A 25,818-nucleotide genomic window follows, 5' to 3' on the forward strand; every position below is an offset into this window, starting at 1 on the left:
CGATGCCGCACACTGATCGCCGGTCGGCCACCTTGACAGCCACCACGGTAGATCTGCGCTTCGCTTGTCCGGGATGACAGGGGAGTTTTTGGCTCGCCTACCTCGTCCTCACGATCTGCAGCAGCTCGTCGCCGTAGTGCTCGAGCTTCTTGTCGCCGATCCCCGGCACGTTGCGCAGCTCGTCCAGCGTGGTCGGCCAGGCCCGGACGATGCCGTCGATCGTTGCATCGTGCAGCACCACATAGGCCGGCACGCCGCGTTCGCGCGCGACTTCTGACCGCCAGGCGCGCAGGCGCGCGCGCAGTTCGGGATCGACGTCGCCTTGCGGCGCGCTCGCTGCCGGCGCGAGGTCGCCGCGGCGTGACGTGGCGCGGCTGGAGCGAACACGTGTGCCGGTCGCCTCCTCGCGGAGCCAGACCTCGGTCTCGCCGCGCAGCACCCCGCGCGAAGACTCCGTCAGCTTGAGCGCGCCGTAGGCTTCGCTGTCGCTGTGCAAATGGCCCATCGCCACCAATTGCCGCAGCACCGTGCGCCACTGCTTCTCGTTGAGCTCGCGGCCGATGCCGAACACCGACAGCTTGTCGTGACCGAACTGCGTGACCTTCTCGGTCAGGCGTCCGACCAGCACGTCGATCAAATGCATGGCGCCGAAACGCTGCCCGGTGCGATAGACGCAGGACAGCAGCTTCTGCGCCAGCACCTTGCCGTCGCGCATCTTCGGCGGCGTCAGGCAATTGTCGCAATTGCCGCAGCTCTCGCCCATCACGATCTCGCCGAAATAGGCGAGCAGGCGCCGGCGCCGGCAATGCGGCGTCTCGGCGAGGCCGACCAGCGCGTCGAGCTTGCCGATCGAAACCCGCTTGAAATCCTCCGATCCGGCCGATTCGTCGATCATGCGGCGCTGCTGCACGATGTCGGAGAGGCCGTAGGTCATCCACGCCGCCGACGGCTTGCCGTCACGGCCGGCGCGTCCGGTCTCCTGGTAATAGGCCTCGATGCTCTTGGGCAGGTCGAGATGGGCGACGAAGCGCACGTCGGGCTTGTCGATGCCCATGCCGAAGGCGATGGTCGCGACGATGACGATGCCATCCTCGTTGAGGAAACGGTCCTGGTTGCGCGAGCGCAACGCTCCGTCGAGCCCGGCGTGGTAGGGCAGCGCCGCAATACCGGCCTCGGCAAGCGCGGCGGCGACCTCCTCGACGCGGTTGCGCGACAGGCAATAGACCACGCCGGCATCGCCCATGTGGCGCTCGCGGATGAATTCTTTCAGCTGCGACACCGCATTGCGCTTTTCGACGATCTCATAGCGGATGTTGGGCCGGTCGAAGCTGGAGACGAACTGCGGCGCGCCCGTCAGCTGCAGCCGCTCGACGATCTCCTTGCGCGTCAGCTCGTCGGCGGTCGCAGTCAGCGCGATGCGCGGCACGTCGGGAAAGCGCTCGGCGATGACGGAAAGGCCGACATATTCGGGCCGGAAATCGTGGCCCCATTGCGAGACGCAATGCGCCTCGTCGATCGCGAACAGCGCCACTTTCGCCTGCGCCAGCAGCGATAGGCAGCGCGGCGTGACCAGCCGTTCCGGCGCGACATAGAGCAGATCGAGATCGCCGGCGAGCAGGCGGCGTTCGATGTCGGAGGCCTCCTGCGGCGTCAGCGACGAGTTCAGCGCGGCGGCATTGACACCGGCCTCGATCAGGCCGGCGACCTGGTCGCGCATCAAGGCGATCAACGGCGAGACCACGATGCCGCAGCCTTCGCGCAGCAAGGACGGAAGCTGATAGCACAGCGACTTGCCACCGCCGGTCGGCATCAAGACCAGGCAATTGCCGCCGTTTGTGACGTGCCGGACGATCTCGCCCTGGGCGCCGCGAAAGCCCGGCAGGCCGAACACCGAATGCAGCACCGACAGCGCGTCGCGGCCGTTGGCCGGCGCAGGCAGTGGGGCGTTGGAGGGAGCGGACATGGGCGAAGCAGATCAGGCCGTGGGATTCGTCACAAGGCCAGTCGCATGCTGGTGTGGCTGTGGCAAGACTGTTTGGAGGCGAGGCACGACTCTTCCCTCTCCCCTTGTGGGAGAGGGTCCTCGCGAAGCGAGGTGGGTGAGGGGTTCTATCCGCGAACGCAGATATGAGCTTGTGGAGACATACCCCTCATCCGGCGCTTCGCGCCACCTTCTCCCACAAGGGGAGAAGGGAAGAAGAGGCTACGCCCCGATCCGTCGCAGCGCTTCCGCAACCGTCACGATCGGCATGTTGCGCTTGGCGGCGGCTTCAAGCGCATGACGCATCAGATGCGGCGTGCAGCCATAGGGGCTCGGCCTGTCGCTGACGTCGTGGCCGTAGAAGATCAGCCAGCCGCCGCTCGCGACCGCCTCATCGAAATAGCGATCGACCCCGGCCTCGTCGATCTCGCAATCGACCAAGGGCGAGGCGCGCAGGAATTGGAGGTCGATGACGCCGCTGTTGACGCCGGGAAGAATGCCGCGCGCGGAACGGAAGGCTTTTGTCAGCTGCGGCTTGCGCCACACCGAGGCGATGCCATAGGGATAGGCGAAATTCTCCAGCGTGATCGAAGCATCGATGCCGCGGAGATGGCTGCGGTTTCGTTCGATCTCGCGCGCCATGGCGGGTGCGTCGAGCGTCGCCGAGCTCTGATGCGAGAAGGTGTGGCAGGCGATCTCGTGCCCGGCGCGGTGAAGCCGGACGATCGCATCGTCCGACAGGCCATGCCAATGCTCCGACGGCTGGCCGATCAGGCTGCCGGCAAGGTAATAGGTGCCGCGGCCGCCATGCCGCTGCAGAAGCTCGGCGCCCTCGCCTGCGGCGCTATCGGGGGCGTCGTCGAACGTGAAGCTCACCATCGGCGCACGCGCAGGCAGCCGGTGCGGCGCGGCGCGGAAATGCCGGGCCAACCGATTGCTCACGCGTCCCTGGAGTGCCGACCACACGACTGCGTTTCCCGTGATGCCTTCTTGCTCTACTGAAACATTCGTGCGCAGGTCGAGGCAAGCCTAACGCCCGGGTAATCCTAACGCCGAACCAAGACCGCTTTGGCTAGCGCACGCGTCGGCGTCCGCACCGAGATAGCGCAGCCAATTGCGGAAGAGCACCGCCGCAGCGTCGCCAGCGCCGATATCGGCGCGCAGGTTCAGCGCGGGCAGCTCGTTGCTGAGCGCCGGATGGCGCTGGTGCGCCGCCTTCTTCTCGAACCGAGCCAGCTTCTCTTCAGTCGCTGCGTCAAAATAACTCACCGGCAGGCGCGGATAGGTCTCCCGCTCCCGCGCGAGATAGCGGCCGATGTCACGCAGATATTCGCGCTGCAGCGACAGCGCGTCATATTCGGGGTGACCCTGGAAGAACACGAAGCGGCTGGCATATTGGCGAACGAAGACGTCGACGCCAGCCTCCTGTGAGCGTGTCAGCACCTGATAACCGGCGTGCACGAGGTCGCTCTCGGCGATCTCGTTCAAACGTGAATGCGAGACCTTGAGCGGTGCGGGCGCAGAGCGGGTCAGCAAATCGTCCGTCACGACGCCGCAATCGAAAATGCCGTGACATTTGGCCGGCAGCCGCCGCCGTTCAATATTGTCGAGGTGCAGCACCGCGGCATGCGCGGCAAGGCACGACCAGATCGTCGAACGCGTGTTGATCTTGGCCCAGTCGATCAGGTTCGTGAGGTCGCGCCAGTACGGCTCCCCGTCGAGCTCGGGCGCGATCGGCTCTGCGCCCGTCACGATCAACCCATCGAATTTGCCGTGCTCGAGATCGGAAAGGTTGGAATACTCGCTCTCAACGTGCCACTTGGCTTCCGGCGACCGCTTCACGCCGGGAAGCGAGAAGCAGTGGAAGCGGATACGGCGCGAGCCCGCCGCGGCCAGAAGCAGCTTCATGAACTGCCGCTCGGTCGCCTTCAACGCGGCATCCGGCATGTTGTTGACGAGGCCGATGGTGAGTTCGGCGCCGGCATCGCGCGCGAGATCGTGCGCGGCCGGCACCAGCGTCGGGCCCGCGATGACCTGATCCTTGTCGATCAAGATCGTCATGGCCGGCGGCGCCTACTCCGCAGCCTCGCGGCGCGCCGACGGGCAGGCCTTTTCCAGCGCCTGGTCGATGTCCTCGATGATATCAGAGACATGCTCGATGCCGATCGACAGACGGATCGTCTCCGGCAGCACGCCGGCGGCGCGCTGCTGCTCCGCCGACATCTGGCGATGGGTGGTCGATGCCGGATGGCAGGCGAGCGACTTGGCATCGCCGATATTGACGAGGCGCGTGATCAGCTTCAGCGCATCGTAAAACGCCTTGCCGGCCTCCATGCCGCCCTTGATGCCGAAGGTGAATAGCGAGGAGGCGTTGCCGTTCAGGTACTTCTGCACCAGCGGATAATAGGGGCTGTCCGGGAAGCCGGTGTAGTTGACCCAGGCCACGCGCGGATCGCCGCGCAGGAATTCGGCGACCTTGCGGGCGTTCTCGACATGGCGCTCCATGCGCAGCGCCACGGTCTCGATGCCCTGAAGCAGCAGGAAGGCGTTGAACGGCGACAACACCGAGCCCATGGTGCGCTGATAGACGCTGCGCGCGCGCTCGATATAGGCGGTCTTGCCGAAGCGCTCGGCATAGACCAGGCCGTGATAGGAGGCGTCGGGCTTGTTGTAGGCCGGGAAGCGATCGGCGTACTCGGCCCAGGGAAAGTTTCCGGAATCGACGATGGCGCCGCCGAGCGTGGTGCCGTGACCGCCCAAGAACTTGGTCAGCGAATGCACCGCGATATCGGCCCCATAGTCGAACGGCTTGAAGAGGATCGGGGTGGCGACGGTGTTGTCGACGATCAGCGGCACGCCATGCGCATGGGCGATCTTCGCCAGCGCCTCGATGTCGCAGACATTGCCGGCGGGATTGCCGATGGTCTCGGCGAACACCGCACGGGTGTTCTCGTCGATCAGCTTCTCGACCGCCTCGGGCTTGTCGCTCTCGGCGAAACGGCCGGTAATGCCTTGGCGCGGCAGGATGTGGGAGAGCAGCGTATGCGTGGTGCCGTAGAGTTGCGGCACGGAGACGATGTTGCCGCCGTGATCGGCGACGTTGACGAAGGCGAAATGCAGCGCTGCCTGCCCGGTCGCGACCGCGAGCGCGCCGACGCCGCCTTCGAGCTGGGCGATGCGTTTCTCCAGCACTGCGCTGGTCGGATTGGCGATGCGGCTGTAACGAAAGCCTTCGGTCTCCAGATTGAACAGGGCGGCGCCATGATCGGCGCTGTCGAAGGCGTAGGCCGCGGTCTGGTAGATCGGCACGGCCACTGCGTGCGTGGTGGCTTCAGGCTCGTAGCCGGCGTGAATAGCGATCGTCTCGTTCCGCATCGTGCCACCTCCGCGTGGAGCGGGCCGCACTTATTGGCCTAGAATGAGGCATGTGCGTTGTCCGCCGCTTCTCTGTTAGAGGCGGGTGGTAAAGCGGACAATAATTCGCTTAGAGATCGAGGAAGTAACCCTAATGCTTGCTCGCGGATTGGCTGAAATCCGGGTTAAGGCGGATTAACGAACGCGCTCTCGCCGTGGCGCTCCTTCTCCCCTTGTGGGAGAAGGTGGCGCGAAGCGCCGGATGTGGGGTGTCTATCCACACGCGAACTCGTGGAGGGATACCCCTCACCCGTCTCGCCGCTCTGCGGCGAGCCACCCTCTCCCACAAGGGGAGAGGGTGAAATTACCCGCCGCTACGCCATTCTTTCCCACAGCCGGTGCGCGAGCACGCCGACGCGTTTCTCGATGGCGGCTGCGGCATCGAGGGCGAGATCCTCGCGATAGCGGCCGGCAATCAATTGCACGCCGATCGGCTTGCCGTCATGCAGCGCCACCGGCACCACCGCGCCGGGCAGGCCCAGCACGTTGATGGCGGAGATGAAGCGGATCTCGCCCCAGAAGATCTCGCGCACGCGCTCGGAGCTGATGGTGTCCTCGCGCGGGCCCGGCGTCGGCTTCACCGTGGTCGGCGCCAGCACCACCGGATACTCCTCGAAGAACAATTGCCAGGCGCGGATGTGGCCGTTGCGCGCGGCGGTCGCCTGCATCCAGCCCTTGAGATCGAGCACGTTGGCCTTGGCCTTCATGCCGCCCCAGGACTTGTGAAAATCCTCGGATGTGACCTTCAGCATGGCGGCCTCCTGCATCATCACGGTCTCGTTGGTGATGATGTCGCACCAGGTCTGCCAGACCCCGTTGATGTCGGGTACCTCGACCTCGCTGACGCGATAGCCGGACCGCTCGAGATGATCGGCAGCCTGGCGCAGCGCCGCGGCGACAGAGGGATCGACGTCCATGTCCTCGGGGATCTTTGCCAGTGCAACCTTGATCGGCCGCTTCGGCCGCTCGCCGACCAGCGGCGCGGGCACCCACCAGGGATCGCGCGGATCGCGCTGGCTCATCACCTCCAAAGCGAGGCGCACGTCGGCGACATGGCGCGCGAGCGGTCCCTGCGCCGACATCAGATGCGCCAGCATAGGCCGCTCCGACGTTGCGCTTCCGTTGAAGGCGGGGATGCGGCCCTGCGTCGGCTTGATGGTGGCAACGCCGTTGCAATGCGCCGGCCAGCGCAGCGAGCCGCCGATGTCGTTGCCGTGGGCGATAGTGCCGATGCCCGCAGCGATCGCCGAGCCCGCGCCCCCGGAGGAGCCGCCGCAGGTGATGTCGGGATCCCAGGGGTTGAGCGTCAGCCCGTGCAGGGGATTGTCGGTGAAGCCGCGAAAGGAGAATTCGGGCGTGTTGGTGAGACCGATGACGATCGCGCCTGATTTCTTCAGGTTGCGCACCACGGGCGAGTCGGAGGGTGCAATGAGGTCCTTGTTGGCGGGCACGCCGTTGAAATTCGGCCGGCCCTCGTAGTCGACATTTTCCTTGATCGTAATCGGCACGCCGTGCAGGAGACCGAGCTCGCCGCCTTTGGCGCGCTGCTTGTCGGCCGCGTGCGCCGCTTTGAGTGCTTCCTCCGAGAGATCGACGACGACCGCATTCAGCTTCGGATTGACGGTGCGCATTCGTTCGAGATGCGCTTCCACCGCCTCCACCGCGGAGATGGCGCCGGAGCGGATCGCAGCCGCGGTCTCAACCGCCGACCATTGCCAGGCCGGGCCCTTCGGGCGCCGCGGCTTCGCCGATTTGCCGGCAGCGGCCTTTCCGGCCGGCTTGGCGACGGCGCTCTTGCGGCCGGAGCCCTTCTTCGAAGCCTTCGCCGTCGTCTTCAACACACTTTTCTTCTTGGTCGCCGTCTTCTTCGCCACGCCGCATCTCCTAAATTTGCGCGGCGGAGGTTAGGGACGACATGGGACCCTGTACAGGCGCGATTCTGCATGGCGCATTGTCGCGACGCTCTGTCGCAATCGCAGCCTTCCATGAGCAAGCTCCTACACCAACGGTGGATTGAGCCGCGCAAAGCCCTCCTGGACGCGATAGGGATAGTAAGGATAAGGCGGCATCACCGCGCTGACCGCATCGAGCCGCTTGATCTGGTCCGCGCTCAGCGACCAACCGACGGCGCCGAGATTGTCGCGCAGCTGCGCTTCGTCGCGCGCCCCGATGATCACGGAGGAGACCGTGGGACGCGACAGCAGCCAGGCGATCGCGACCTGCGGCACGGTACGACCGGTCTCCGCAGCAATCGCATCCAGCACGTCAACGACGGCGTAGAGGCGCGCATCGTCCACGGGCGGTCCGAATTGTGCGGTGGCATGCAGGCGGCTTCCTTGCGGCAGCGGCTGGCCGCGCCGGATCTTTCCGGTGAGCCGGCCCCAGCCCAGCGGGCTCCAGACCAGTGCGCCGATACCCTGATCGCGCGCGAGCGGCATCAGCTCCCATTCATAGTCGCGCCCGAGCAGCGAGTAATAGACCTGGTGCGCGACATAGCGCGGCCAGCCATGCCGGTCCGCGATCGCGAACGACTTCATCAGCTGCCAACCGGCGAAATTCGAGACGCCGACATAGCGCAGCTTACCGGCGCGCACGAGCATATCGAGCGTGGACAGCACCTCCTCGATCGGGGTGAACGCGTCGAAGGCGTGGAGCTGAAGCAGATCGATATGGTCGGTGCCGAGCCGTCGTAGCGCCGCATCGATTGAGGCCAGCAGCCGCGGCCGCGATGAGCCGGCATCGAGCGGACCGTCGCCCATCGGCAGGCTCATCTTGGTCGAGATCAACACCTTGTCGCGGCGCCCCCTGATGGCGGCACCGAGGATCTCCTCGGAGGCGCCGTTCGAATAGACATCGGCGCTGTCGAACAGATTGACGCCGGCATCGAGGCAGATATCGACGAGCCTGCGGGCCTCATCAGTGCCGCTGCGGCCCCAGGCGGAGAACAGCGGACCTTGTCCGCCGAACGTGCCGGTGCCGAAGCTGAGGACAGGGACCTTGAGCCCGGAAGCACCGAGATTGCGGTATTCCATGATCGCTCTCCTATTCCGCCGGGCAGGCCGCGACGGTGGCCGGCGCGCGATCGAGCCGGAGACTCCACAGCGCCAGAACGAGACCGATGGCCGTGATCCCGGCCGCGACCAGCGGCAGCGCCGAAAGGCCGAGCCCGCGGTCGATGGTGACGCCGCCTACCCAGGCGCCGAGTGCGTTGCCGAGATTGAACGCGGCGATGTTGAGGCTGGAGGCGAGCGTCCGGCCGCTGGGACCTGCAGCCTCCAGCACGCGAAGCTGAAGCGGCGCGACGGTCGCGAAGGCGGCGGTGCCGAGGAGCAGGATCAGCGCGACGGACAAGATCTTGATCGACAGCATGGCCGCCAGGCCGAGCAGCACGATCGCAAGCGCGGCAAGCGTGCCGGTCAGGGCCCGTGCGAGGCCGCGGTCCGCAAGCTTGCCGCCGGCGATATTGCCGATCCCAAGGCCGACGCCGAACACCAGCAGGATCGGCGAGACGGCAGCCTCCGAGAAGCCGGTGAAGCGCGTCAAGATCGGCTGGATATAGGTGAAGACGACGAAGAGCCCGGCGAAGCCGAACACGGTCATGGCAAGACCGAGCAGCACCTGCGGACGGCCGAGCACGGCCACTTCCTCGGCAAGCGAGATCGGCTTGTCGCCATTGCCGACATGGCCAGGCACGAGCGCGGCGACGACCGCGAACGCGATCACACCGATGACAGTCACCGCCCCGAACGCCGCGCGCCAGCCAAGCATCAGGCCGAGCCAGGCACCGAAGGGCACGCCCAGGAGCGTCGCGACCGTCAGGCCGATGAACATGGTGGCGATCGCAGACGCACGCTTGTCCTCGGCGACGAGGCTGGTGGCCACCACCGAGCCGACGCCGAAGAACGTGCCATGCGCGAGCGAGGTCAGCACGCGCGCGGCCATCAGCAATTCGTAAGTGGGCGCCAGCGCGCAGGCCGCATTGCCGAGCGTGAAGATCGCCATCAGCGCCAGCAGCACGGTTTTCCGCGGCATTTTGCGCGTCGCCAGGGTGAGGACTGGTGCCCCCACGAACACGCCGAGCGCGTAGCCGGAGATGAGCAGGCCCGCGACCGGCACCGAGACGTGCATGTCGGCGGCGACCTGCAGCAGCAGGCCCATGATGATGAATTCGGTGGTGCCGATGCCGAAGGCACCGGCGGTGAGCGCGAGGACGGCAGGAGGCATGCGTTGCTCCAAGGGATGAGACGAGCCACGCAGATAGCGGCGTCGCCGCCAAACCATTAGAATGTCCGCAATCCAATCATTTGTGACGTGAATTCAACATGGCCCGTTTCGACACCAACCGCTCGGCGGAGATGGAGGTCTTCGTCCGCGTCGTCGACCTCGGCGGCTTCACCCAGGCCGCGCGAAAGCTACGCCTGACGCCGTCAGGCGTGAGCAAGCTGATCTCGCGGCTGGAGGCGCGGCTCGGCTCACGCCTTGTCAACCGCACCACGCGCAAGCTCACGCTGACGGAGGAAGGGCAGGCCTTTTACGACCGCGCCGTGCGTATCCTCAGCGAGATGGAGGAAGCCGAGCGCGAGGCAGCCTCAGGTGCGGCGCCGCGCGGCCGCCTCACGGTCAACAGCAATATCCCCTTCGGCATGCTGCATGTGATGCCACTGATCCCGCGCTTCCTCGAGCGGCATCCCGACGTCACGCTCGACCTCGTGCTGACCGACACGGTGATCGACCTGATGCAGGAGCGCGCCGACGTCGCCATTCGCGTCGGCCCGCTGCGCGCCTCACGACTGGTCGCGCGAAAGCTCGGCACAAGCCGCATGGTCGTGGTCGGCGCGCCGGATTATCTCGCCCGCTGCGGCACGCCGAAGATTCCGGCCGATCTCGCCGACCACCGTGGCATCGGCTGGACCTTTCCGCGCAGCATCCGCGGCTGGCCATTCAAGCGTGGCGACCACGCCGAGGAGGCCCTGCCCCCGCCCGTCGCGCGCGCCAGCGACGGCGAAGCCGCCCGCCGTCTCTGCCTCGGCGGCGTCGGTCTCGCGCGCCTCGCGCTCTTCCATATCGGCCCCGACATCGAATCCGGCCGCCTCGTCCCGGTGCTGCAAAGCTACAACCCCGGCGACCGCGAAGACATCCACGCCGTCTATGTCGGCCACACCGCCCCACTCCCGGCACGCGTGCGCGCGTTCATCGATTTTCTCGCCGAATATGTGCAGGTGAGTGACCCCGCGCTGAAGCGGGCGGGGGACGGGAAGTGGAAATTGACGGGGTGAAAGTGTCAGTCTCGGGATGCCCGGCGAGCCAACGGCGGCGAAATAAATTGCTTCTGCATTGCGGCCGCGCTTCCTAGGGTCGGCCTGTTCTTGACCAATTCCAGCGTCCGCATGAGCACGGTCAGGTGTGCGATTCCGAAAAAGAGGCGACGACGATCATGAGCAATGCCATCACCGCCACCGGGGAGAAGCCGCTGACTCCGGCCATGCTGCGCGAGTTGTCGGTGCGGTCCGATTGGCAGGGCCTGATCCGCGCGGCCAGCCACTACGGCGTCATCGTCGTTGTCGGCGCGCTGATCTGGCTGGTCTCATCGCGATCCGGAATCATCTGGGCGTTGCCGCTGGTGGTCGTCCAAGGCTACTTTGTCGCATTCCTGTTCATGGTGGTCCACGAGACCGCCCACAAGACGGCGTTTCGCAGCCGGGCGCTTAATCTCGCCTTCGGTCATCTCTCCTCGTTCGCGGTCGGCTTGCCTTACGAATATTACTGCTTATTCCACTGGGATCATCATCGGTATACGCAGGATCCAAAGAGGGATCCGGAACTGCTGTCGGTTCCGATCCCGGCCTCGGACGCGCAGTTGGTGATCGTCTACAGCGGCTTGCGGCAGGTTGCCTTCCGGGTGGGGCTGATGCTTCGCCATGCGCTGACCGGCAACGCCACGTCACCCTGGATTCCCGAAAGCAAACGCCACATTGTCGTGACAGAAGCGCGTCTCCATCTGGCAGGCTACGTCGCGCTGTTGCTGGCATCGATCGCGTTGCACACCTTGATCCTGTTGTGGGTCTGGGTCGTCCCCGTGATCGTCGGTCAATTGTTTCTGCGTCCGTATCTGCTTGCCGAACACACCGGCTGCGATCGCACGCGCAGCGCCTTCCAGAACACCCGCACCACCTATACCGCCAGGTTCGTCCGCTGGTTCGCATGGAATATGCCCTATCATGTCGAACACCATGCCTATCCTTCGATTCCTTTCCATGCGCTGCCGAAACTGAACCGGATCGTCGCCGATCGGATCGTCTACCGGGGCCCGGGCTACATCGCAGTGACGCGGCAGACGTGGGCCTGGTTTCGCCGCGCACGCAACGGCATCGAAAGCCCGATCGGTTCTGATTAAGTCGAGATCAGGACTTGGCCAGCAGAGTGCCGTTGCCGCAGGCCATGCTGCGCCCAAGGTGTGAGCAGCTTGATGAATTTATTGCCCCGATCACAGCTAGAAGCTGTTTGCTTGCGCAAAAACTGGACAGCAGGACCTTGTCGATTAATTGCTTCATGGTCTTCGATCTTCAGACGATCCTGTCGTTAAGGTCGATCACCTCCGGTCGCCGGCATCACAGGGGTTTGGCATGCGATCAACAACTCTTCGGTTCGCCGTGTTCGTGTTATCTGCGTCCTTCCTGTTTGCGCCGTCCGAGCGCGCGACAGCCCAGGAATTGCTGAAGGCGCGGCTCGCCCAGAATCTCGGGCCGATCTCGGGACTGGCGATCGTTGCCCATGCGAAGGGCATTTTCGCCAAGCACGGGCTCGACATCTCGGTTTCCAATTTCACCAGCGGGAAGCAGTGCCTCGATACGGTGCTTGGGGGAGGCGCGGATTTCGCGACAACAGCCGAGGCGCCGGTCACGGCGGCCGCGATGGCGCAACAGCCGATCGCCTTCGTGGCGGGAATGGAATATTCGGATCTGAAGACCATGACTGCAACTTCCGCCGGGATCAAGACGAAGGCCGATCTGCGTGGAAAGCGAATTGCGTTTACGGCCGGAACCGGCAGCGAGGTCTACACCTCGGTTCTGTTGAAAGCGGCGGGCCTGACGTCGAAGGACGTGACGCTCGTCAACCTGCGACCGCAGGAGATGCTTCCTGCCATGGCGGCCGGCAGCATCGACGCATTCGACACCTGGGAGCCGCACGTCGCGAATGCGAAGAAGGCTCTCGGCGAAGGCGCGATCCCGCTTGATACCAAAGGTCTCTACTCGGAGACCTTCAATATCGTCGTGACGCAGTCCTACCTCGCCGCCAACCCGGCGATCGTCAGCAAGTTCCTGGCGTCCCTCATCGAAGCCGAGGGCTGGCTCAAGGCGAATCCGGGTGAAGCAATCGACGTCATCGCAGCGGCGACGGGGATGAAACGCGATGAATTGGCGTCGATCTGGTCGGACTACGTCTACCATGTGCGCCTCGACGACAGGATTCTCACGACTCTGAAGACCCATGCCGCCTGGCGGCTCGAGACCGGCAATCATCCCCCTGGAGCGAGCATGCCCGATTTCACGAAAGTCCTGGTGACGGCGCCGCTGAAGGCGCTCGATCCGGCTCGCGTCACGCTTGGCGCACGCCCGTGAGCGTCGGCAGACGCAGCAACGCGACCGAACGGCTGAGCGTACTGGTCGCAATCCTCTCCGTGCCCGCCTTCACAGGCATGTGGGAATTGGTTGCGCGCTCCGGCATCGTGAACACCGTGCTGTTTCCGCCGCCATCGACCGTCGCCGTCGCCGTTCTCGAATGGATTCGCAGCGGACAATTCTTCGCCGACCTGATGGCGAGCCTCGCGCGCGTGGCCGCGGGATTTGCCATCGGGGCCGCGGGCGGAATCGTGCTCGGCATCCTGACCGGCCGGTTTCGGCTGGTGTCCAGCCTGCTTTCGCCCTTGTTTCACATCCTTCGCCCAATTCCTCCCATAGCCTTCGTGCCGATCGTCATCCTTTGGTTTGGCCTCTCGGAAACAGGCAAGCTTTTCCTGGTCGTTTGGGGCGTGTTCTTCACGGTATGGCTGGCGACCCACATCGGGGTGCAGAAAGTCGACCGCGGACTTATCCGTGCCGCCCAGATGCTCGGCACGCCGCAACCGCAGATGCTGTGGGAGATCGTCCTTCTTGGCGCGCTACCCTATATCACGGTCGGTCTTCGAACCGCGGTGAGTATCTCCTTCTACACGCTGGTCGCCGCCGAGCTGGCGGGAGCGTTCGCCGGTATCGTCTACCGTATCGAAATTGCGCAACAGAACATGCAAACGGGCCAGGTCATGGGCGGGTTGGCAGCTCTCGGGCTGCTTTCCTTCGTCGCCGACCGTTCCTTCGCGATTCTTGCCGAACGTGCCGTGTGGTGGCGATGACCCCGAGCCTGCTTCGTCCAGACCAGCCGCTCAGGCTCGTGGATACGCACTCGCCGTCCGCCGCGGCGCGTCAGGCGATCATCCGGGTCGAGGATTTGAGCATCGTCTTCGACGCACCGAGCGGGCAGGTCATCGCGGTCGACCGCGTATCGCTGGCAGTAGCCCAGGGGGAATTCGTCTCGATCGTCGGTCCATCCGGCTGCGGCAAGTCCACGCTGCTGAATGCAATGGCCGGCCTCGAGCGGCCGTTCGGAGGCCAGGTGCTCATCGCCGGCGAGGCAATGCGCAAGCCACGGCCCGAGATCGGAATGGTCTTCCAGCAGCCACATCTGTTTCCGTGGAAATCGGTGCGCCGGAATATCGCGCACGGGCCCCGCGCCCTCGGCAAGCCGAAAGCGGAGGCGCTGCGGATTGCCGACGGCCTCATCGAGATGATCGGCCTGACCAGATTTGCGTCGGCATATCCGCACACGCTATCGGGAGGCATGCAGCAGCGGGTTGCGATTGCCCGTGCCCTCGCCAATCAGCCGAGCGTCCTGTTGATGGACGAGCCGTTCGGAGCGCTGGATGCGCAGACCCGTGCGGTCATGCAGGACAACCTGCTCGAGCTCCGCGAGCGGATCAACGCAACAATCGTCTTCGTCACGCACGACATCGATGAAGCGATCCTTCTCTCTGACCGTGTGCTGATCATGAGCGCCGGACCTGGCCGCATCCTCAGGGATCTTCAGGTGAGCCTGCCGCGGCCGCGCTCCAGCGCCATCGTCGCGGAGGCCGCCTATCTCGCCCTCAAGCGGGATTGCCTTGACTTGATCCGCTCGGAAGGCCGCAGGGCCTTCGAGCAGATGGAAATCAAGACGTAGGCGCCTAAAGCGCGATGGGATTAAGATGAATCGTCATCGCGCTTTAGGTCTTTGTTTGAGCATGATCTTTTCGGAAAACCGCTTCACACTTTTCCGGATCATGCTCTTACGCCAGTTCTGGCATGGCTCTTGAATGGGTTTCCCCTGCGGCGACAGGGGAGCGAGCAAATGTCAGCGGCAAGTCTCAGGAATGCGACCGGCATCATGCTGGCGGGATCGGATGCTCTGGTCGGGTCGCTGCCGAGCTTGTTGGATCCGTTGTGTGAGGCTGACCGGCGTCGTGTCCTCGCCATCGGCCGCGAGGAGGTCCTGCAGGCAGGCAAGCATGTCTGGCGTCAGGGCGATCTGCAGAACGGCATTTATCTGATCGATGAGGGCCGTATTCGCAGCTACTACGCGGCGCCTTCCGGACGCGAGGTGACGCTGGCCTACTGGTTCGCCGGCAATTTCGTCGGCGGCCCGGATCTGTTCGGTACTGGCGCCCACGTATGGTCTTCGGTTGCAGTGGAACGGAGCCGCGTGACGTTCTTGCCCGGCCCAGCCCTGCGCGCGCTGGCGCTTCAATCGGCAAGTATCGCAGTCGCGCTGCTGGATGCGCTCGCCTTCAAGGCACGGTGCTACTCGGCCATGGCGCAAATGCTGGGGACCCGCTCGGTGACCGAGCGGTTGCATCGTCTGTTGGTCTTCCTCTCGAAGATCTACGGTTCGCAGCAGGGCCGCGAGATCGTGATCGGGATCCCGTTCACGCATGGTGATCTCGCCAATCTGATCGGCTCAACCCGCCAATGGGTGACGGTGCAGCTTTCCCGCATGCAGGCAAGAGGCGTCATCCGTTATCACCGGGGCCTGATTGTGATCCTCAATCTGCGCGCTCTCGATCTCGAAGTCGTCTAGGAGGCGGCCTGCGGAAATACTCTTAGATCGAACAGTCCGGCCTTCGCATCGGGCAACCATCGCTCGGCAAGGTCGAGAAGAGCGTGATCACGCCACGCAGGCGCCAGCAAAGTGATACCCATCGGCATGCCGTTGCCGAGCGTTGCGTTGGGAACTGCCACCGCGCACAAGTCCACGAGATTGGCAAAATAGGAATAGTAGCCGAGGCGGTTGTTGAGCGCGATGGGATCTTCCATCATCTCCGCGATCGTGAAGGGGCGTGGCGCGGTTGGTACCACCAGGACATCGATCTCCTCGAAAAGCGTTTGGATCTGGCGTCGCAGCTTCCAAAGCCTATGTTGCGCGGCGAATGCATCTGTTGCGGAAAACCGGGCAGCTCCGCTCAGCACCTTGCGGATGACGTCAAGCAGGTCTCCATGATCGATATCCAGGAGCTTGCTGATCGCCGCATGACGTTCGGCAATCCAAGGCCCTGAAAAGAGCATTTCACCGGCTTCGGCGAAAGGCGCGAAGTCAATGTTCCTGGCTTGACCTCCCAGTCCCGAAAGCTTCGTGCAGGCCTGCCTGTAAAGGTCATCGCATTCCGGCATGCCGAATGAATTGAGATGACCGACGGGGACCTGGCCGAACCGAAATTTGCGAGGCGATGGGAAGGACGAGGCAATCCGTTGGCGGCTAAAGGGATCGCTGTCGTCGAATCCTTCGATCAACCCGAGCAGAATTCGACCCTCGCCAATGGAATTGCAGAAGATCGAGGGACAATCGAGCGTCGGACAGTTCGGCACAAGCCCCCGGGATGAGACGAGGCCGACGGTTGGCTTGATCCCGATGATCCCATTGAAGCCTGCGGGAATCCGGCCCGAGCCGCCGGTATCTGTGCCGAGAGCAAAGGCAACATGGCCGGATGCTACGGCAGCAGCCGAGCCGGAGCTCGAACCGCCGGAGACATACAGATCGTTCGCCGCACTGGAGCAGGCGCCATAGGGGGACCGAGCGCCGGACAGTCCGGTTGCGAACTGATCCAGGTTGGTTTTGCCTAGACAGATCGCACCCGCGGCCGTCAATTTCTCGACGCATCCGGCCGATCGCGCAGCCCTATATTCGAATGACGGACAGGCTGCTGTCGTTGGCATGTCCTCGACGTCAATATTGTCCTTGACGCCGAATGGCACGCCAAGGAGCGGCAGGACTTCACCCTCTTCCGCTCGTTGCACAAGGGCATCAACCTCGGCCAGCGCTTCTTCCATGGGCCGCACATAGATCCAGCAGTTGCGGCGCCGGTCCCGTTCGATGCGCTCATAGGCGGTTATGATGACGGAGGCTAACTCTGCACGGGAACGGAGGGATCGGCTCTGCGCTGATGGGGTGGCTTGCGGCACGGAATAAGCTCCTGAGGGCAATGACCCCACGAATATGAAGCCGCTGCCCAGCAATGAAAGCAACTAAGCGCCTCGACCGCACCGCGCATATACCCCGGCGCATTCACGCCGGGAATTGCACGGTTCGTAGGTATCCTAAATCGCAGTCTGGCGTACAAAATCGTGCAAATGGCGGAGAGAGTGTCAGTCAATCCTGATTGACGTATAAGCTGTTTTTCATTCCGAAGAATGGCAATCAACGGTCCTGGCGACTGGGCGCGTAGACACGCCTCGTACATGACGGGGTAATGAGAATGACGACGAAACGGCTCTTTGACGACTTCGATTTCGAAGGCTTCTGGGACGACTGTCCGTATTCCCTGGAGAACTATGTCGAGCCTCCGCCGACCGATGAGTTGATCGCCTCCATTGAGCATGAAATCGGTGGGTATCGGCTGCCGGCGGCCTATGTCGACCTCGCACGGCGCCACAATGGCGGAATGGTCAAGCGCAACTGCCACCCAATGAAGGAGCGTACAGGCTGGGCGGAGGACCACGTGGCTATCGAGGGGCTGTTCGCCATTGGCCGCACGTCCACATATTCGCTCGCCGGGAAGTTTGGCGCCAAGTTCATGATCGAGGAATGGGGCTACCCACCGATCGGCGTTGGAATCGCCGACACGCCGGCCGGGGGCCACGAACTGATTATGCTGGACTACCGGACCTGCGGAAAGCGGGGCGAGCCGCAGGTCGTGTACGTCGACCAGGAGGATGATTACCGCATCGCCGTCATTGCACCGGACTTCGAGAGCTTCATTCGAGGCTTGGTCGAAGAATCCCAGTACGACACTGCTGAGGAGGATCGGGCCGCTGCGATCGCGACCGTCGAGCGGGGAACGTTATCGCCAATCCTGGTGCGAGCCTTGGCCGCCGTCGGCGACCGTCTGCCGCACGGCGAGCGAATGTTGCGAGCCTTGGCCCGGCAGATCGTGGACGAGAAAGGTTTCTTTGCCCTGCACGACGACGAGCGCTCGCACCTGATGTATGGACTGATGTTCTGGCTTTATTCGAGCCTCTGTACGGCCAGATCCTTCGAAGCTTTCGTGGGCCGTCCCGAGACCAGCACCTCCTACGACTCGCCTTGTTATGAGCTGATGATCGCTTTCGACCTTGTCACCGAACCTTACGGCTTCAACACGCGCGGGTACGCCGAGGGCTTTGTGAGGGACTGGTGGGACGCGTGCGTCGCCCGTGGCGACATCGTCGAGATGGCGGAAGGCTACCGTCTGACTCCCAAGGCCGAGGCGGCCCTGCTCGGACGCTTGGCGACGATTGCTGGTGCGCAAGGCGAATAAGCCGGCGCCATTGATTTGAGCGGGTGGCGGAGAGAGTGGGATTCGAACCCACGGTACGGTTTCCCGCACACACGCTTTCCAAGCGTGCGCCTTAAGCCACTCGGCCATCTCTCCGGAGCGCCCTCTCTTGAAGGGGCGCCGACGATTTTGCAAGGGATCGCGGAGATATCGGGCGATTTTTCCGCAACTTACTGTATTGCAGCACAATATCCGGCTCCGCGGGCACCCGAAGCGGCCGCGGGGCTGAACCGCGGGCGGCCCTGGCGCGACGATTCACGGCAAGCCGCCACACACGACCGGGGACGCCATGACCATCCGCAAGACCATCGCCGCCCTGAGCCTGATTTCGACCCTCGGCTCCGCCCTTGCCGCGCCGGCCCTGGCACAGGTCTGCACCCGGCAGGGGGTCGACGTCAGCTGCGACGACGGCCGGCGCGGGGTGCTTTCAGGCGATACCATCCTCTGGCCGGACGGAACCCGCTCCAGCTCGACGCCGCATCAGAGCGTGATCATCGGCAACAAGAGCTCGGTGCGTGTCGGGACCGGCGTGTTTGTCGGTCAGGGCAAGGGCGTGGTGCCGCTGGACGATCCGAACGCGCCGAACAAGCGGCAATGCGCGATCCTGGACGGCGTGTCGTATTGCTATTGAGGGGCCGTTTTTCACCTCTCCCCGCTTGCGGCGAGAGGTCGGATTGCATCGTAGATGCAATCCGGGTGAGGGGATACAGGTCTCTCGATAGATATCAGGTATGGAGAGAGCCCCTCACCCCAACCCTCTCCCCGTAAGAATGGGGAGAGGGAGAAGAACTAGATCAACCGCACGCCTGAGATCGCCGACTTCAACCAGCGCAGCGCCTGCGGCGGCTGGGCCGCGAGCGGCGCCACGGCGGCCTTCTCGGTGCGGCACTTCTCGAGCTCGGCGACGAAATCGGCGGACCATTGCTGGATGGTGTGGCCGCGCAGCTTCTTCATCATCGCGTCCCAGCGCATCTTGCGCTCGGTGAGCGGCATCGAGGCCGCGACCGCAATCGCGCGGGCCATGCCGTCGACGTCGTGCGGATTGACCAGCAGCGCAGCGTCGAGCTCGTTGGCGGCGCCGGCGAACTTCGACAGCACCAGCACGCCGGGATCGGCGGGATTTTGCGCGGCGACGTATTCCTTGGCGACGAGGTTCATGCCGTCGTGCAGCGGCGTCACCACGCCGACCTGCGCGGTGCGGTAGAGACCGGCGAGCACGGCCTGGCTGAAGCCTTTGTTCAAATAGCGGATCGGCGTCCAGTCGACCTCGCCGTGGCGGCCGTTGACGTCGGTGACGAGGCGCGCGACCTCGTTCTGGAGATTGCCATAGGCCTCGATGCCGCCGCGCGAGGGATTGGCGATCTGGAGCAGCGAGATGCTGCGCGCAAATTGCGGCTGCTCGGTCCAGAGCCGGTCGAATGCGCTGATGCGGTTGACGAGACCCTTGGAATAGTCGAGCCGGTCGACGCCGATCGCGAGGCGCTCGCCGTTGAGGCTGCGGCGCAGGCGCGACACATCCGGATGCGCGGCCGACTTCGCGGCATAGGCGGCGAACTTCTCCGCATCGATGCCGATCGGGAAAACTTCACAGCGCGTGCGCCCATGCTGCGAGACCACGACCCCGTCCTCGATGGTGAGGCCGAGCTCGGCGCCGACATAGCCGAGGAAGTTCTGCCGATCTTCCTCGGTCTGGAAGCCGAGCAGATCATAGGCCAGCATCGCGGTGATCAGCTCGCGATGGTTGGGTACGCCCTGCATCACAGCAGTGACGGGCCACGGCGTATGCAGGAAGAAGCCGATGGGATCATCGACGCCGAGCTCGCGCAGCTCGGCACCAAGCGCGAGGAAATGATAGTCCTGAACCCAGAACGCAGTCCGGGCTTTGCGGAAACGCATCAAGGCGCGCGCCATGAAGGCGTTGACCTCGCGATAGCTGACATAGTCCTCGCGTGAGACGCGGATCAGGTCGCTGCGCGAATGCAGCGCCGGCCACAGCGCCGAATTGGCAAAGCCTTCGTAGTATCCGCCGTAATGGGCCGCCGGCAGATCCAACGTCGCAATCGCGCCTGTCCCGAGCGCCTCGATCTCGGCGAACGGCTCCTTCTGGTGGCCATCACGCACCCGGCCGGAGGAACCGACCCAGATCGCACCAGAATGTTCCACAACGGGAAGCAATGCCGCCGCAAGGCCGCCCGTCATGGGCTCGTTGGGTTTGCCGCGGGCGACGCGATTTGAAACGACGATCAAGTTCACAGGTCGTCCCCTCCTGTTCATTCCGCCCCATTTAACTGCCGTTCATCAATATGGTTCCTGATCATCGTTTCAACCAATTGAAACCAAAATCGGGCGTGCGCGTTGGAACTGGTTTCGCTCGTGGAACCCAGTCATTTCGCTGCAAAGACAGCGTTTCCGGTCCTGTTGCGCAGCATGCATCGCACCGCGCAATGGCGCTGCGATGCAAGCCTTTGTGTCTGCGAGATGACGCTGCCTTGGTTTCACCTGGGATCGAGCAGGTGCGCAAGGAACGCACGCACATCCGCCGGCGCATCGAAGTGGCCATTCACGCCCATGGCGCGGCGGCCGACCGAGAACGCCAGCCCGTCCATGTCGGGCATGATCGCGAACACGGTCTCATCGGTGACGTCGTCACCGATGAACAGCGGACGACGTCCTTTGAACGGCGCGCGCTTCATCAACTCGCGCACGCCGCTCGCCTTGGTGAATCCGGAATGCTTGATCTCGCAGACGAACTTGCCCGGCAGCACCTCGATCGGCGCATTGGGCAGATCGGCGCGGATCAGTGAGACGGATTCGTAGATCGCCTTCTCCGCATGCGGCGCCAGGCGGTAATGCAGCGCGAGCGAATAGCCCTTGTCCTCGAGCAGGATTCCAGGGCTGAGCTTGGCGATGGCGGCGAGGCGCCGCTTCAGCTCCTTGTCGAGCGGCGGCGCGTGCAGGGCATCCGCTTCACTGTCCACCGCCAGCCGCATCTCCGCGCCATGACCGGCGACGGCGCGGAACACGTCGGGCGCGAAGATCAGGTCGATGTCGTTGAGCGAGCGGCCGCTGACCAGCGCCAGCGCCCCCGAGGTGCGCTCGGTCAAAGCTTTCAGCGTTTCCGACAGGCCCGGCGGCACCCACACCTCGCGCGGCGTCGGCATCAGCTCAAGCAGCGTGCCATCGATGTCGAGCAGAATGGCGATTTCATCGAGATGCGGCACCAACGCATGCGGCACCGGCACCGTTTCCGGCGTCTCGTCGTCATCAGGTATGGTGAGCTTCTGGTCCAACGCCATTTCCGCAAGTTCCGATTTCATCAGTCTACTCCATAAAGGCGAGCGGCCGCGCGATGTGTTCGAGCGATTTGCGCTCGGCGGCGACGGCATAGCGCCACGCCACGATCGCAGCCGCGATCATCAGGACGGCCCCCAGCAGATAGCCGGCGAATACGCTGGTGCGCGATCCCGTGTCGATCAGCGCGCCGAACAGCGCCGGCCCGATCACGCCGCCGATGCCGGTGCCGACCGCATAGAACACCGCGATCGCCAGCGCGCGAACCTCGAGGGGAAAGGTCTCGCTGACGGTGAGATAGGCCGCGCTCGCGGCGGGCGAGGCGAAGAAGAAGATCACCATCCAGGCGATGGTCTGCCCCTGCGCGCTCAGGACACCGATCGAGAACAGATAGCCTGATAGCGCCAGCAACAGGCCCGATGCGCCATAGGTGAACGTGATCATGGTGCGGCGTCCCAGCGTATCGAACAGGCGGCCGAGCAGCAGCGGCCCGAGGAAATTGCCGGCCGCGAACGGCAGCAAGTACCAGCCGACGTGGTCGGCCTTGATGCCGTAGAAATCAGTCAGCACCAGCGCGAAGGTGAAGAAGATGGCGTTGTAGAAGAATGCCTGCGCGCTCATCAGCACGAGGCCGACCAATGCGCGCCGGCGATAGACCGAAAACAAGGTGTGGACCACCTCGGCGATCGGCGTGTGATCGCGCATCTTCAGGCGGATCTTGGTGAAGCGTCCGTCGCTCGTATCCTGGTCGTGCCCGATCACCGACCGCTCGATCCCGTCGACGATGGCATGGGCCTCGTCGGGACGACCATGAATCATCAGCCAGCGCGGACTTTCCGGGATCCACATCCGCATCAAGAGCACGACGAGGCCGAGGGCGGCGCCGATCAGATAGGCCAGGCGCCAGCCGAGATCGGGAGCGAATACTGCGGGATCGAGCAGCACGATGGCCGCCACTGCGCCCATCGCAGCCCCGATCCAGAAGCTGCCGTTGATCACAAGATCGGTCCAGCCGCGATAGCGTGCGGGCACCAACTCCTGGATCGTCGAGTTGATCGCTGTGTACTCGCCGCCGATGCCGGCGCCGGTGAGAAAGCGGAACAGCGCATAGCTCGCGACATCCCATGACAGCGCGGTTGCGGCCGTTGCCGAGAGGTAGAGCGCCAGCGTGATGAAGAACAGCTTCTTGCGGCCGATACGGTCGGTCAGCCAGCCGAAGCCGAGCGCACCGAGCACGGCGCCCGCGAGATAGGCGGAGTTGGCGATGCCGAGATCGAGATTGGAGAACTGCATCGATTGGCTTTGCTTCAGCGCACCGGAGAGCGCACCCGCAAGCGTCACCTCGAGGCCGTCGAGAATCCAGGTGATGCCCAGCGCGAGCACGACGCGGGTGTGAAAACCGCTCCACGGCAGCGCATCGAGCCGCGAGGGAATGCTGGTCTCGACGATGCGGTCGGTCACGGCCGCCGCCGAGACTACGGGTGCATAGTTCAGCGCTGGGCTCTGCTGCAGTTCCATCGGATTGTTGCGTCTGATCAATGGAAGCGGCCCCGGCTCACATGACGTGGACGGGGTCGATCCGATCATCGGGGTGCGGCATTCTGCCTGCCACCTGCGACAACGTTTGCGAGGGGGCCGGGTTCCCGCGGGAACGCCAGCGAGCACCGCTCGTTTCCGCTGGACCCGCAAGGAGTTGGCGCATGGCTCAGGTCAGAAAGACGACACATTCTCGAAACAGCAGCCCGCGCAAGACGGCACGCAAGGCAAACACCCGGCGGAGCGGGACCGCGCACAAGAGCACCAAACGCGCCACAAGGCGCTGGTCGCAGCGCGTGACGGAGGAGAGCGATGCGCTCGACCTCAAGCAAGGGGTGTTCAAGCTGACCAGCGCGAAGAGGATTGCGGCCTCGCTGAAGCGCTCGGCCGAGCACAGCTCGCGACGCAAGACTGGCGCCTATCGCTCGGCGCTGTCGATGCTGACCTTCTACATCAACCGCGCCGGCAAGACGCTGCCCAAGACGCAGCGCACGCGACTGGAGCGCGCGAAGGTCGAGCTGAAGCGGGCGTTCGGAAGGGAATGAACTCACTCCGCTGTCGTTCCGGACAGCGGAGTGTAAGGCGATAGCGCGGCCCTTCGGGACCGCGAGCTACAGGAGCAGCGAACCTACGCCGCGCGGATGTTCGCCATGAAGCGGTCGAGCTCGGCGCGAAGGCGGGTGCTTTCGCTCGATAGTGTCTTGGCCGAGTTCAGCACCTCTTCCGAGGCCGAGCCGGTCTCGGCGGCGCCGCGGTTGACCTCGCCGATATCGGTGGCCGCGGTCTGGGTGCCCTGCGCCACGGTCTGGACGCTGCGAGCGATCTCCTGGGTGGCGGCGCCCTGCTGCTCCACCGCGCTCGCGATCGAGGTCGAGATCGACGAGATCTGGCCGATCGTCGCGCCGATCTCCTTGATCGCCGCAACCGATTCGGCGGTGGCGCCCTGCATGCCCGTGATGTGCGAGGAGATCTCGTCGGTCGCCTTCGCGGTCTGGCTCGCCAGCGACTTCACCTCGCTCGCAACCACCGCGAAGCCGCGGCCGGCTTCACCGGCGCGGGCGGCCTCGATGGTGGCGTTCAGCGCGAGCAGATTGGTCTGCTCGGCGATCGCGGTGATCAGCTTGACCACCTCGCCGATCTGCTGGGCCGCGTGCGACAGCTTGCCGATGCGGCCGTCGGTTTCCTTGGCCTGCATGACGGCAGCCTCTGCGATGCGGCTGGAATCGCGCACCTGGCGGCCGATCTCCTCGACCGAAGCAGAGAGCTCTTCGGTCGCGGTCGCGACCGACTGCATGTTGGAGGAGGCTTGCTCGGAGACGCCGGCGACCTGGCTCGACAGGCTCTGCGTGGTCTCGGCGGTGCGGGTCAGCGTCGAGGCGGCCGATTCCAGCTGCACGGCGGAGGCCGAGACGTTGGAGACGATGGCACCCACCGCGCTCTCGAAATCGTCGGCAAAGCGGATCAGTTCGGCGCGGCGGCTTGCGGCCTGCTCGCGGTTCTGCACTTCGCTGGCGGCAGCGTCGCGCTCGGCCTTTGCAACGGCCTGGATCTTGAACTCCTCGACCGCGCTGGCCATCTCGCCGATCTCGTCCTTGCGGCCAAGACCCGGCAGCACGACGTCGAAATTGCCCGAGGCCAGCTCGCGCATCGCCTTGCACATCGCGATCATCGGCCGCGAGATGCCGTTGCCGAGCCACAAGGCCAGCACGATGCCGATGGCCAGCCCGCCGAGCGCCATCATCAGCATCAGCTGCTGGGTCTCTACGATCGTCGCATTGGCGCTCGCCTCGATGCGTTGCTGGTCCGCGGTGAGATCCGAACGCAGCTCGGCCGAGAGCTTGAGGATGGTCGCCGCTGTCTTGGTCATCTCGCCGTTCAGCTTGACGATGACCTTCACGTTCTCGGTCAGCTTTGCGAACGAGGTGCGGTACTGCTTCAAGAGATCGCCGATCTCCTTGACGCGATCGGTGATCTTCTGGTCGTTCGCGTAGACAGAGACCAGCAGCGTCTCGAGGAACTTGATGCGGGCGATCACGCCGTCGGCGGTCTTCGGCTCCGGCTTGGCGACGAAAGCGCTGACCGAGGTCGAGACCGCCAGATATTGCGAGGTGATGTCCTTGGCCGTGGTCTGCACCGAGGAGAGACCCGCCAGCGCCGCGGTGTCGGCGAGATCGTCGAATTTGAAGCGGATCTTGTTGCCGACACTGTTGAGCTCGTCGGCCGCGATCTTGTTGTTCTCGCGCGTCAGCGTGATGATCTCGCTGAAGACTTTCGTAAAGCTCTGGAACTCGGCCTCGAGCTTGCCGACCTGCTCGCGGCGAGCCGCGCCCGTGGTGGCGGCCATCGACTTGGCGATCGCGCTCTTCAGATTTCCTTCAGCGGCCTTGGCTGCGGTCTCGTCATCGGCCGCGCCGGTCAGGGTATAGGCCCGTGCCAACCCCTGATAGGCGATCAGCTCGCGATCGACCGTCCGCGCCAGATCGGCTTCCGCTACGCTGGTGCGGTAGGAGGCCACAGCGCCTGCGATCCGCTCGAAGCCGAAATAGGCGAACGCCATGCTGACGGCGAGGATGGCGAGCACCGCCACGAAGCCGAGGACGATTTTTGCGCGAAAACGCAGCGTTGGCAGCTTCGATTGGCGCGACTTCGATTGGCTCGATTTGGACGTGACCGACATTCCCCCACCCCATTCCATTCGCGGAAAACCAGGCGCAGCCGG

21 protein-coding genes and 1 tRNA gene are annotated in these 25,818 nt (G+C 64.3%); 9 read left to right on the forward strand and 13 right to left on the reverse strand.

The genetic code is table 11. The features are described 5' to 3' along the window. Nucleotides 1-97: 97 nt before the first annotated feature. The 7 genes from recQ to I6F16_RS31725 all read right to left on the reverse strand — a co-directional run bounded on the left by recQ (nt 98) and on the right by I6F16_RS31725 (nt 9,619). Nucleotides 98-1,963 carry a DNA helicase RecQ gene (recQ, locus tag I6F16_RS31695; protein ID WP_225113757.1) on the reverse strand — a complete coding sequence of 622 codons (1,866 nt, stop codon included), beginning with the start codon at nt 1,961-1,963 and terminating at the stop codon, nt 98-100. A 240-nt stretch (nt 1,964-2,203) separates the two neighbouring features. Further along, nucleotides 2,204-2,947, reverse strand: coding sequence for a polysaccharide deacetylase family protein (locus tag I6F16_RS31700; RefSeq protein WP_345960936.1), 744 nt, complete (start codon nt 2,945-2,947; stop codon nt 2,204-2,206). A 63-nt stretch (nt 2,948-3,010) separates the two neighbouring features. After that, nucleotides 3,011-4,042: a homoserine O-succinyltransferase gene (locus I6F16_RS31705; RefSeq protein ID WP_225113755.1), complete on the reverse strand. Its 1,032-nt coding sequence runs from the start codon at nt 4,040-4,042 to the stop codon at nt 3,011-3,013. 12 nt (nt 4,043-4,054) lie between these two features. Further along, a complete protein-coding gene (locus tag I6F16_RS31710; RefSeq protein WP_225113754.1) occupies nt 4,055-5,356 on the reverse strand; it encodes an O-acetylhomoserine aminocarboxypropyltransferase/cysteine synthase family protein in 1,302 nt (433 codons plus the stop codon). Nucleotides 5,357-5,709: 353 nt separating this feature from the next. Further along, a complete protein-coding gene (locus I6F16_RS31715; RefSeq protein ID WP_225113753.1) occupies nt 5,710-7,269 on the reverse strand; it encodes an amidase family protein in 1,560 nt (519 codons plus the stop codon). A gap of 123 nt (nt 7,270-7,392) precedes the next feature. Further along, the gene (locus tag I6F16_RS31720; RefSeq protein WP_225113752.1) at nt 7,393-8,427 is read right to left on the reverse strand and encodes an aldo/keto reductase; all 1,035 of its coding nucleotides are present in this window, start codon (nt 8,425-8,427) and stop codon (nt 7,393-7,395) included. Nucleotides 8,428-8,437: 10 nt separating this feature from the next. Then, nucleotides 8,438-9,619 carry an MFS transporter gene (locus I6F16_RS31725; RefSeq protein WP_225113751.1) on the reverse strand — a complete coding sequence of 394 codons (1,182 nt, stop codon included), beginning with the start codon at nt 9,617-9,619 and terminating at the stop codon, nt 8,438-8,440. Nucleotides 9,620-9,717: 98 nt separating this feature from the next. Here I6F16_RS31725 and I6F16_RS31730 point away from each other — a divergent pair, with 98 nt between their 5' ends. The 6 genes from I6F16_RS31730 to I6F16_RS31755 all read left to right on the forward strand — a co-directional run bounded on the left by I6F16_RS31730 (nt 9,718) and on the right by I6F16_RS31755 (nt 15,541). After that, nucleotides 9,718-10,671, forward strand: coding sequence for a LysR family transcriptional regulator (locus I6F16_RS31730; RefSeq protein WP_225113750.1), 954 nt, complete (start codon nt 9,718-9,720; stop codon nt 10,669-10,671). 158 nt (nt 10,672-10,829) lie between these two features. Beyond that, nucleotides 10,830-11,789 (forward strand): fatty acid desaturase, encoded by a 960-nt coding sequence (locus tag I6F16_RS31735; RefSeq protein ID WP_225113749.1) that lies wholly within the window; start codon nt 10,830-10,832, stop codon nt 11,787-11,789. A 229-nt stretch (nt 11,790-12,018) separates the two neighbouring features. Next, entirely contained in the window at nt 12,019-13,014 is a 996-nt protein-coding gene (locus I6F16_RS31740) for an NrtA/SsuA/CpmA family ABC transporter substrate-binding protein (RefSeq protein ID WP_225113748.1), read from the forward strand. A gap of 107 nt (nt 13,015-13,121) precedes the next feature. Then, the gene (locus I6F16_RS31745) at nt 13,122-13,784 is read left to right on the forward strand and encodes an ABC transporter permease (RefSeq protein WP_225174283.1); all 663 of its coding nucleotides are present in this window, start codon (nt 13,122-13,124) and stop codon (nt 13,782-13,784) included. Continuing rightward, complete coding sequence (locus I6F16_RS31750; RefSeq protein WP_225113747.1) at nt 13,781-14,647, forward strand: ABC transporter ATP-binding protein; 867 nt, start codon at nt 13,781-13,783, stop codon at nt 14,645-14,647. Before I6F16_RS31745 ends, I6F16_RS31750 begins: the two co-directional genes overlap by 4 nt. Before the next feature lie 204 nt (nt 14,648-14,851). Further along, nucleotides 14,852-15,541, forward strand: a complete 690-nt coding sequence (locus I6F16_RS31755) for a Crp/Fnr family transcriptional regulator (RefSeq protein WP_225113746.1) — start codon at nt 14,852-14,854, stop codon at nt 15,539-15,541. Here I6F16_RS31755 and atzF read toward each other — a convergent pair. Continuing rightward, nucleotides 15,538-16,950 (reverse strand): allophanate hydrolase, encoded by a 1,413-nt coding sequence (atzF, locus tag I6F16_RS31760; protein ID WP_346730185.1) that lies wholly within the window; start codon nt 16,948-16,950, stop codon nt 15,538-15,540. The two genes, I6F16_RS31755 and atzF, sit on opposite strands and share 4 nt — an antisense overlap. A gap of 263 nt (nt 16,951-17,213) precedes the next feature. On the opposite strand from atzF, the gene I6F16_RS31765 reads away from it, so the two are divergent. Further along, a complete protein-coding gene (locus I6F16_RS31765) occupies nt 17,214-18,254 on the forward strand; it encodes an SMI1/KNR4 family protein (RefSeq protein WP_225113744.1) in 1,041 nt (346 codons plus the stop codon). Between the two features lie 24 nt (nt 18,255-18,278). Here I6F16_RS31765 and I6F16_RS31770 read toward each other — a convergent pair. Next, nucleotides 18,279-18,368, reverse strand: a tRNA-Ser gene (locus I6F16_RS31770). A 193-nt stretch (nt 18,369-18,561) separates the two neighbouring features. On the opposite strand from I6F16_RS31770, the gene I6F16_RS31775 reads away from it, so the two are divergent. Continuing rightward, nucleotides 18,562-18,903 (forward strand): hypothetical protein, encoded by a 342-nt coding sequence (locus tag I6F16_RS31775; RefSeq protein WP_057030181.1) that lies wholly within the window; start codon nt 18,562-18,564, stop codon nt 18,901-18,903. 158 nt (nt 18,904-19,061) lie between these two features. Here I6F16_RS31775 and I6F16_RS31780 read toward each other — a convergent pair whose 3' ends face one another. From I6F16_RS31780 to I6F16_RS31790, 3 genes are all read right to left on the reverse strand, one after another. Further along, entirely contained in the window at nt 19,062-20,525 is a 1,464-nt protein-coding gene (locus tag I6F16_RS31780) for a trehalose-6-phosphate synthase (protein WP_057030182.1), read from the reverse strand. A gap of 242 nt (nt 20,526-20,767) precedes the next feature. Continuing rightward, nucleotides 20,768-21,589 (reverse strand): trehalose-phosphatase, encoded by an 822-nt coding sequence (gene otsB / locus I6F16_RS31785; protein ID WP_036016048.1) that lies wholly within the window; start codon nt 21,587-21,589, stop codon nt 20,768-20,770. A 4-nt stretch (nt 21,590-21,593) separates the two neighbouring features. Beyond that, nucleotides 21,594-23,081 (reverse strand): MFS transporter, encoded by a 1,488-nt coding sequence (locus I6F16_RS31790; protein WP_225113718.1) that lies wholly within the window; start codon nt 23,079-23,081, stop codon nt 21,594-21,596. 182 nt (nt 23,082-23,263) lie between these two features. Between I6F16_RS31790 and I6F16_RS31795 the strand changes: the two genes are divergently transcribed. Beyond that, on the forward strand, nt 23,264-23,644 hold the full coding sequence (locus I6F16_RS31795) for a DUF3175 domain-containing protein (RefSeq protein ID WP_128265462.1): 381 nt from the start codon (nt 23,264-23,266) through the stop codon (nt 23,642-23,644). Nucleotides 23,645-23,727: 83 nt separating this feature from the next. On the opposite strand, the gene I6F16_RS31800 is transcribed toward I6F16_RS31795, so the two are convergent. After that, nucleotides 23,728-25,776, reverse strand: coding sequence for a HAMP domain-containing methyl-accepting chemotaxis protein (locus I6F16_RS31800; RefSeq protein WP_225113717.1), 2,049 nt, complete (start codon nt 25,774-25,776; stop codon nt 23,728-23,730). Nucleotides 25,777-25,818: the final 42 nt, after the last annotated feature.

It is taken from the genome of Bradyrhizobium sp. IC4060, from assembly GCF_020193715.1.
Classification (GTDB): domain Bacteria; phylum Pseudomonadota; class Alphaproteobacteria; order Rhizobiales; family Xanthobacteraceae; genus Bradyrhizobium; species Bradyrhizobium yuanmingense.

Coding starts and splice junctions, on each gene's coding strand:
- recQ (WP_225113757.1), bottom strand. CDS start 1,963: ATGTCCGCTCCCTCCAACGCCCCACTGCCTGCGCCGGCCAACGGCCGC.
- I6F16_RS31705 (WP_225113755.1), bottom strand. CDS start 4,042: ATGACGATCTTGATCGACAAGGATCAGGTCATCGCGGGCCCGACGCTG.
- I6F16_RS31710 (WP_225113754.1), bottom strand. CDS start 5,356: ATGCGGAACGAGACGATCGCTATTCACGCCGGCTACGAGCCTGAAGCC.
- I6F16_RS31720 (WP_225113752.1), bottom strand. CDS start 8,427: ATGGAATACCGCAATCTCGGTGCTTCCGGGCTCAAGGTCCCTGTCCTC.
- I6F16_RS31725 (WP_225113751.1), bottom strand. CDS start 9,619: ATGCCTCCTGCCGTCCTCGCGCTCACCGCCGGTGCCTTCGGCATCGGC.
- I6F16_RS31730 (WP_225113750.1), top strand. CDS start 9,718: ATGGCCCGTTTCGACACCAACCGCTCGGCGGAGATGGAGGTCTTCGTC.
- I6F16_RS31735 (WP_225113749.1), top strand. CDS start 10,830: ATGAGCAATGCCATCACCGCCACCGGGGAGAAGCCGCTGACTCCGGCC.
- I6F16_RS31740 (WP_225113748.1), top strand. CDS start 12,019: ATGCGATCAACAACTCTTCGGTTCGCCGTGTTCGTGTTATCTGCGTCC.
- I6F16_RS31750 (WP_225113747.1), top strand. CDS start 13,781: ATGACCCCGAGCCTGCTTCGTCCAGACCAGCCGCTCAGGCTCGTGGAT.
- I6F16_RS31755 (WP_225113746.1), top strand. CDS start 14,852: ATGCTGGCGGGATCGGATGCTCTGGTCGGGTCGCTGCCGAGCTTGTTG.
- I6F16_RS31765 (WP_225113744.1), top strand. CDS start 17,214: ATGACGACGAAACGGCTCTTTGACGACTTCGATTTCGAAGGCTTCTGG.
- I6F16_RS31775 (WP_057030181.1), top strand. CDS start 18,562: ATGACCATCCGCAAGACCATCGCCGCCCTGAGCCTGATTTCGACCCTC.
- otsB (WP_036016048.1), bottom strand. CDS start 21,589: ATGAAATCGGAACTTGCGGAAATGGCGTTGGACCAGAAGCTCACCATA.
- I6F16_RS31790 (WP_225113718.1), bottom strand. CDS start 23,081: ATGGAACTGCAGCAGAGCCCAGCGCTGAACTATGCACCCGTAGTCTCG.
- I6F16_RS31795 (WP_128265462.1), top strand. CDS start 23,264: ATGGCTCAGGTCAGAAAGACGACACATTCTCGAAACAGCAGCCCGCGC.
- I6F16_RS31800 (WP_225113717.1), bottom strand. CDS start 25,776: ATGTCGGTCACGTCCAAATCGAGCCAATCGAAGTCGCGCCAATCGAAG.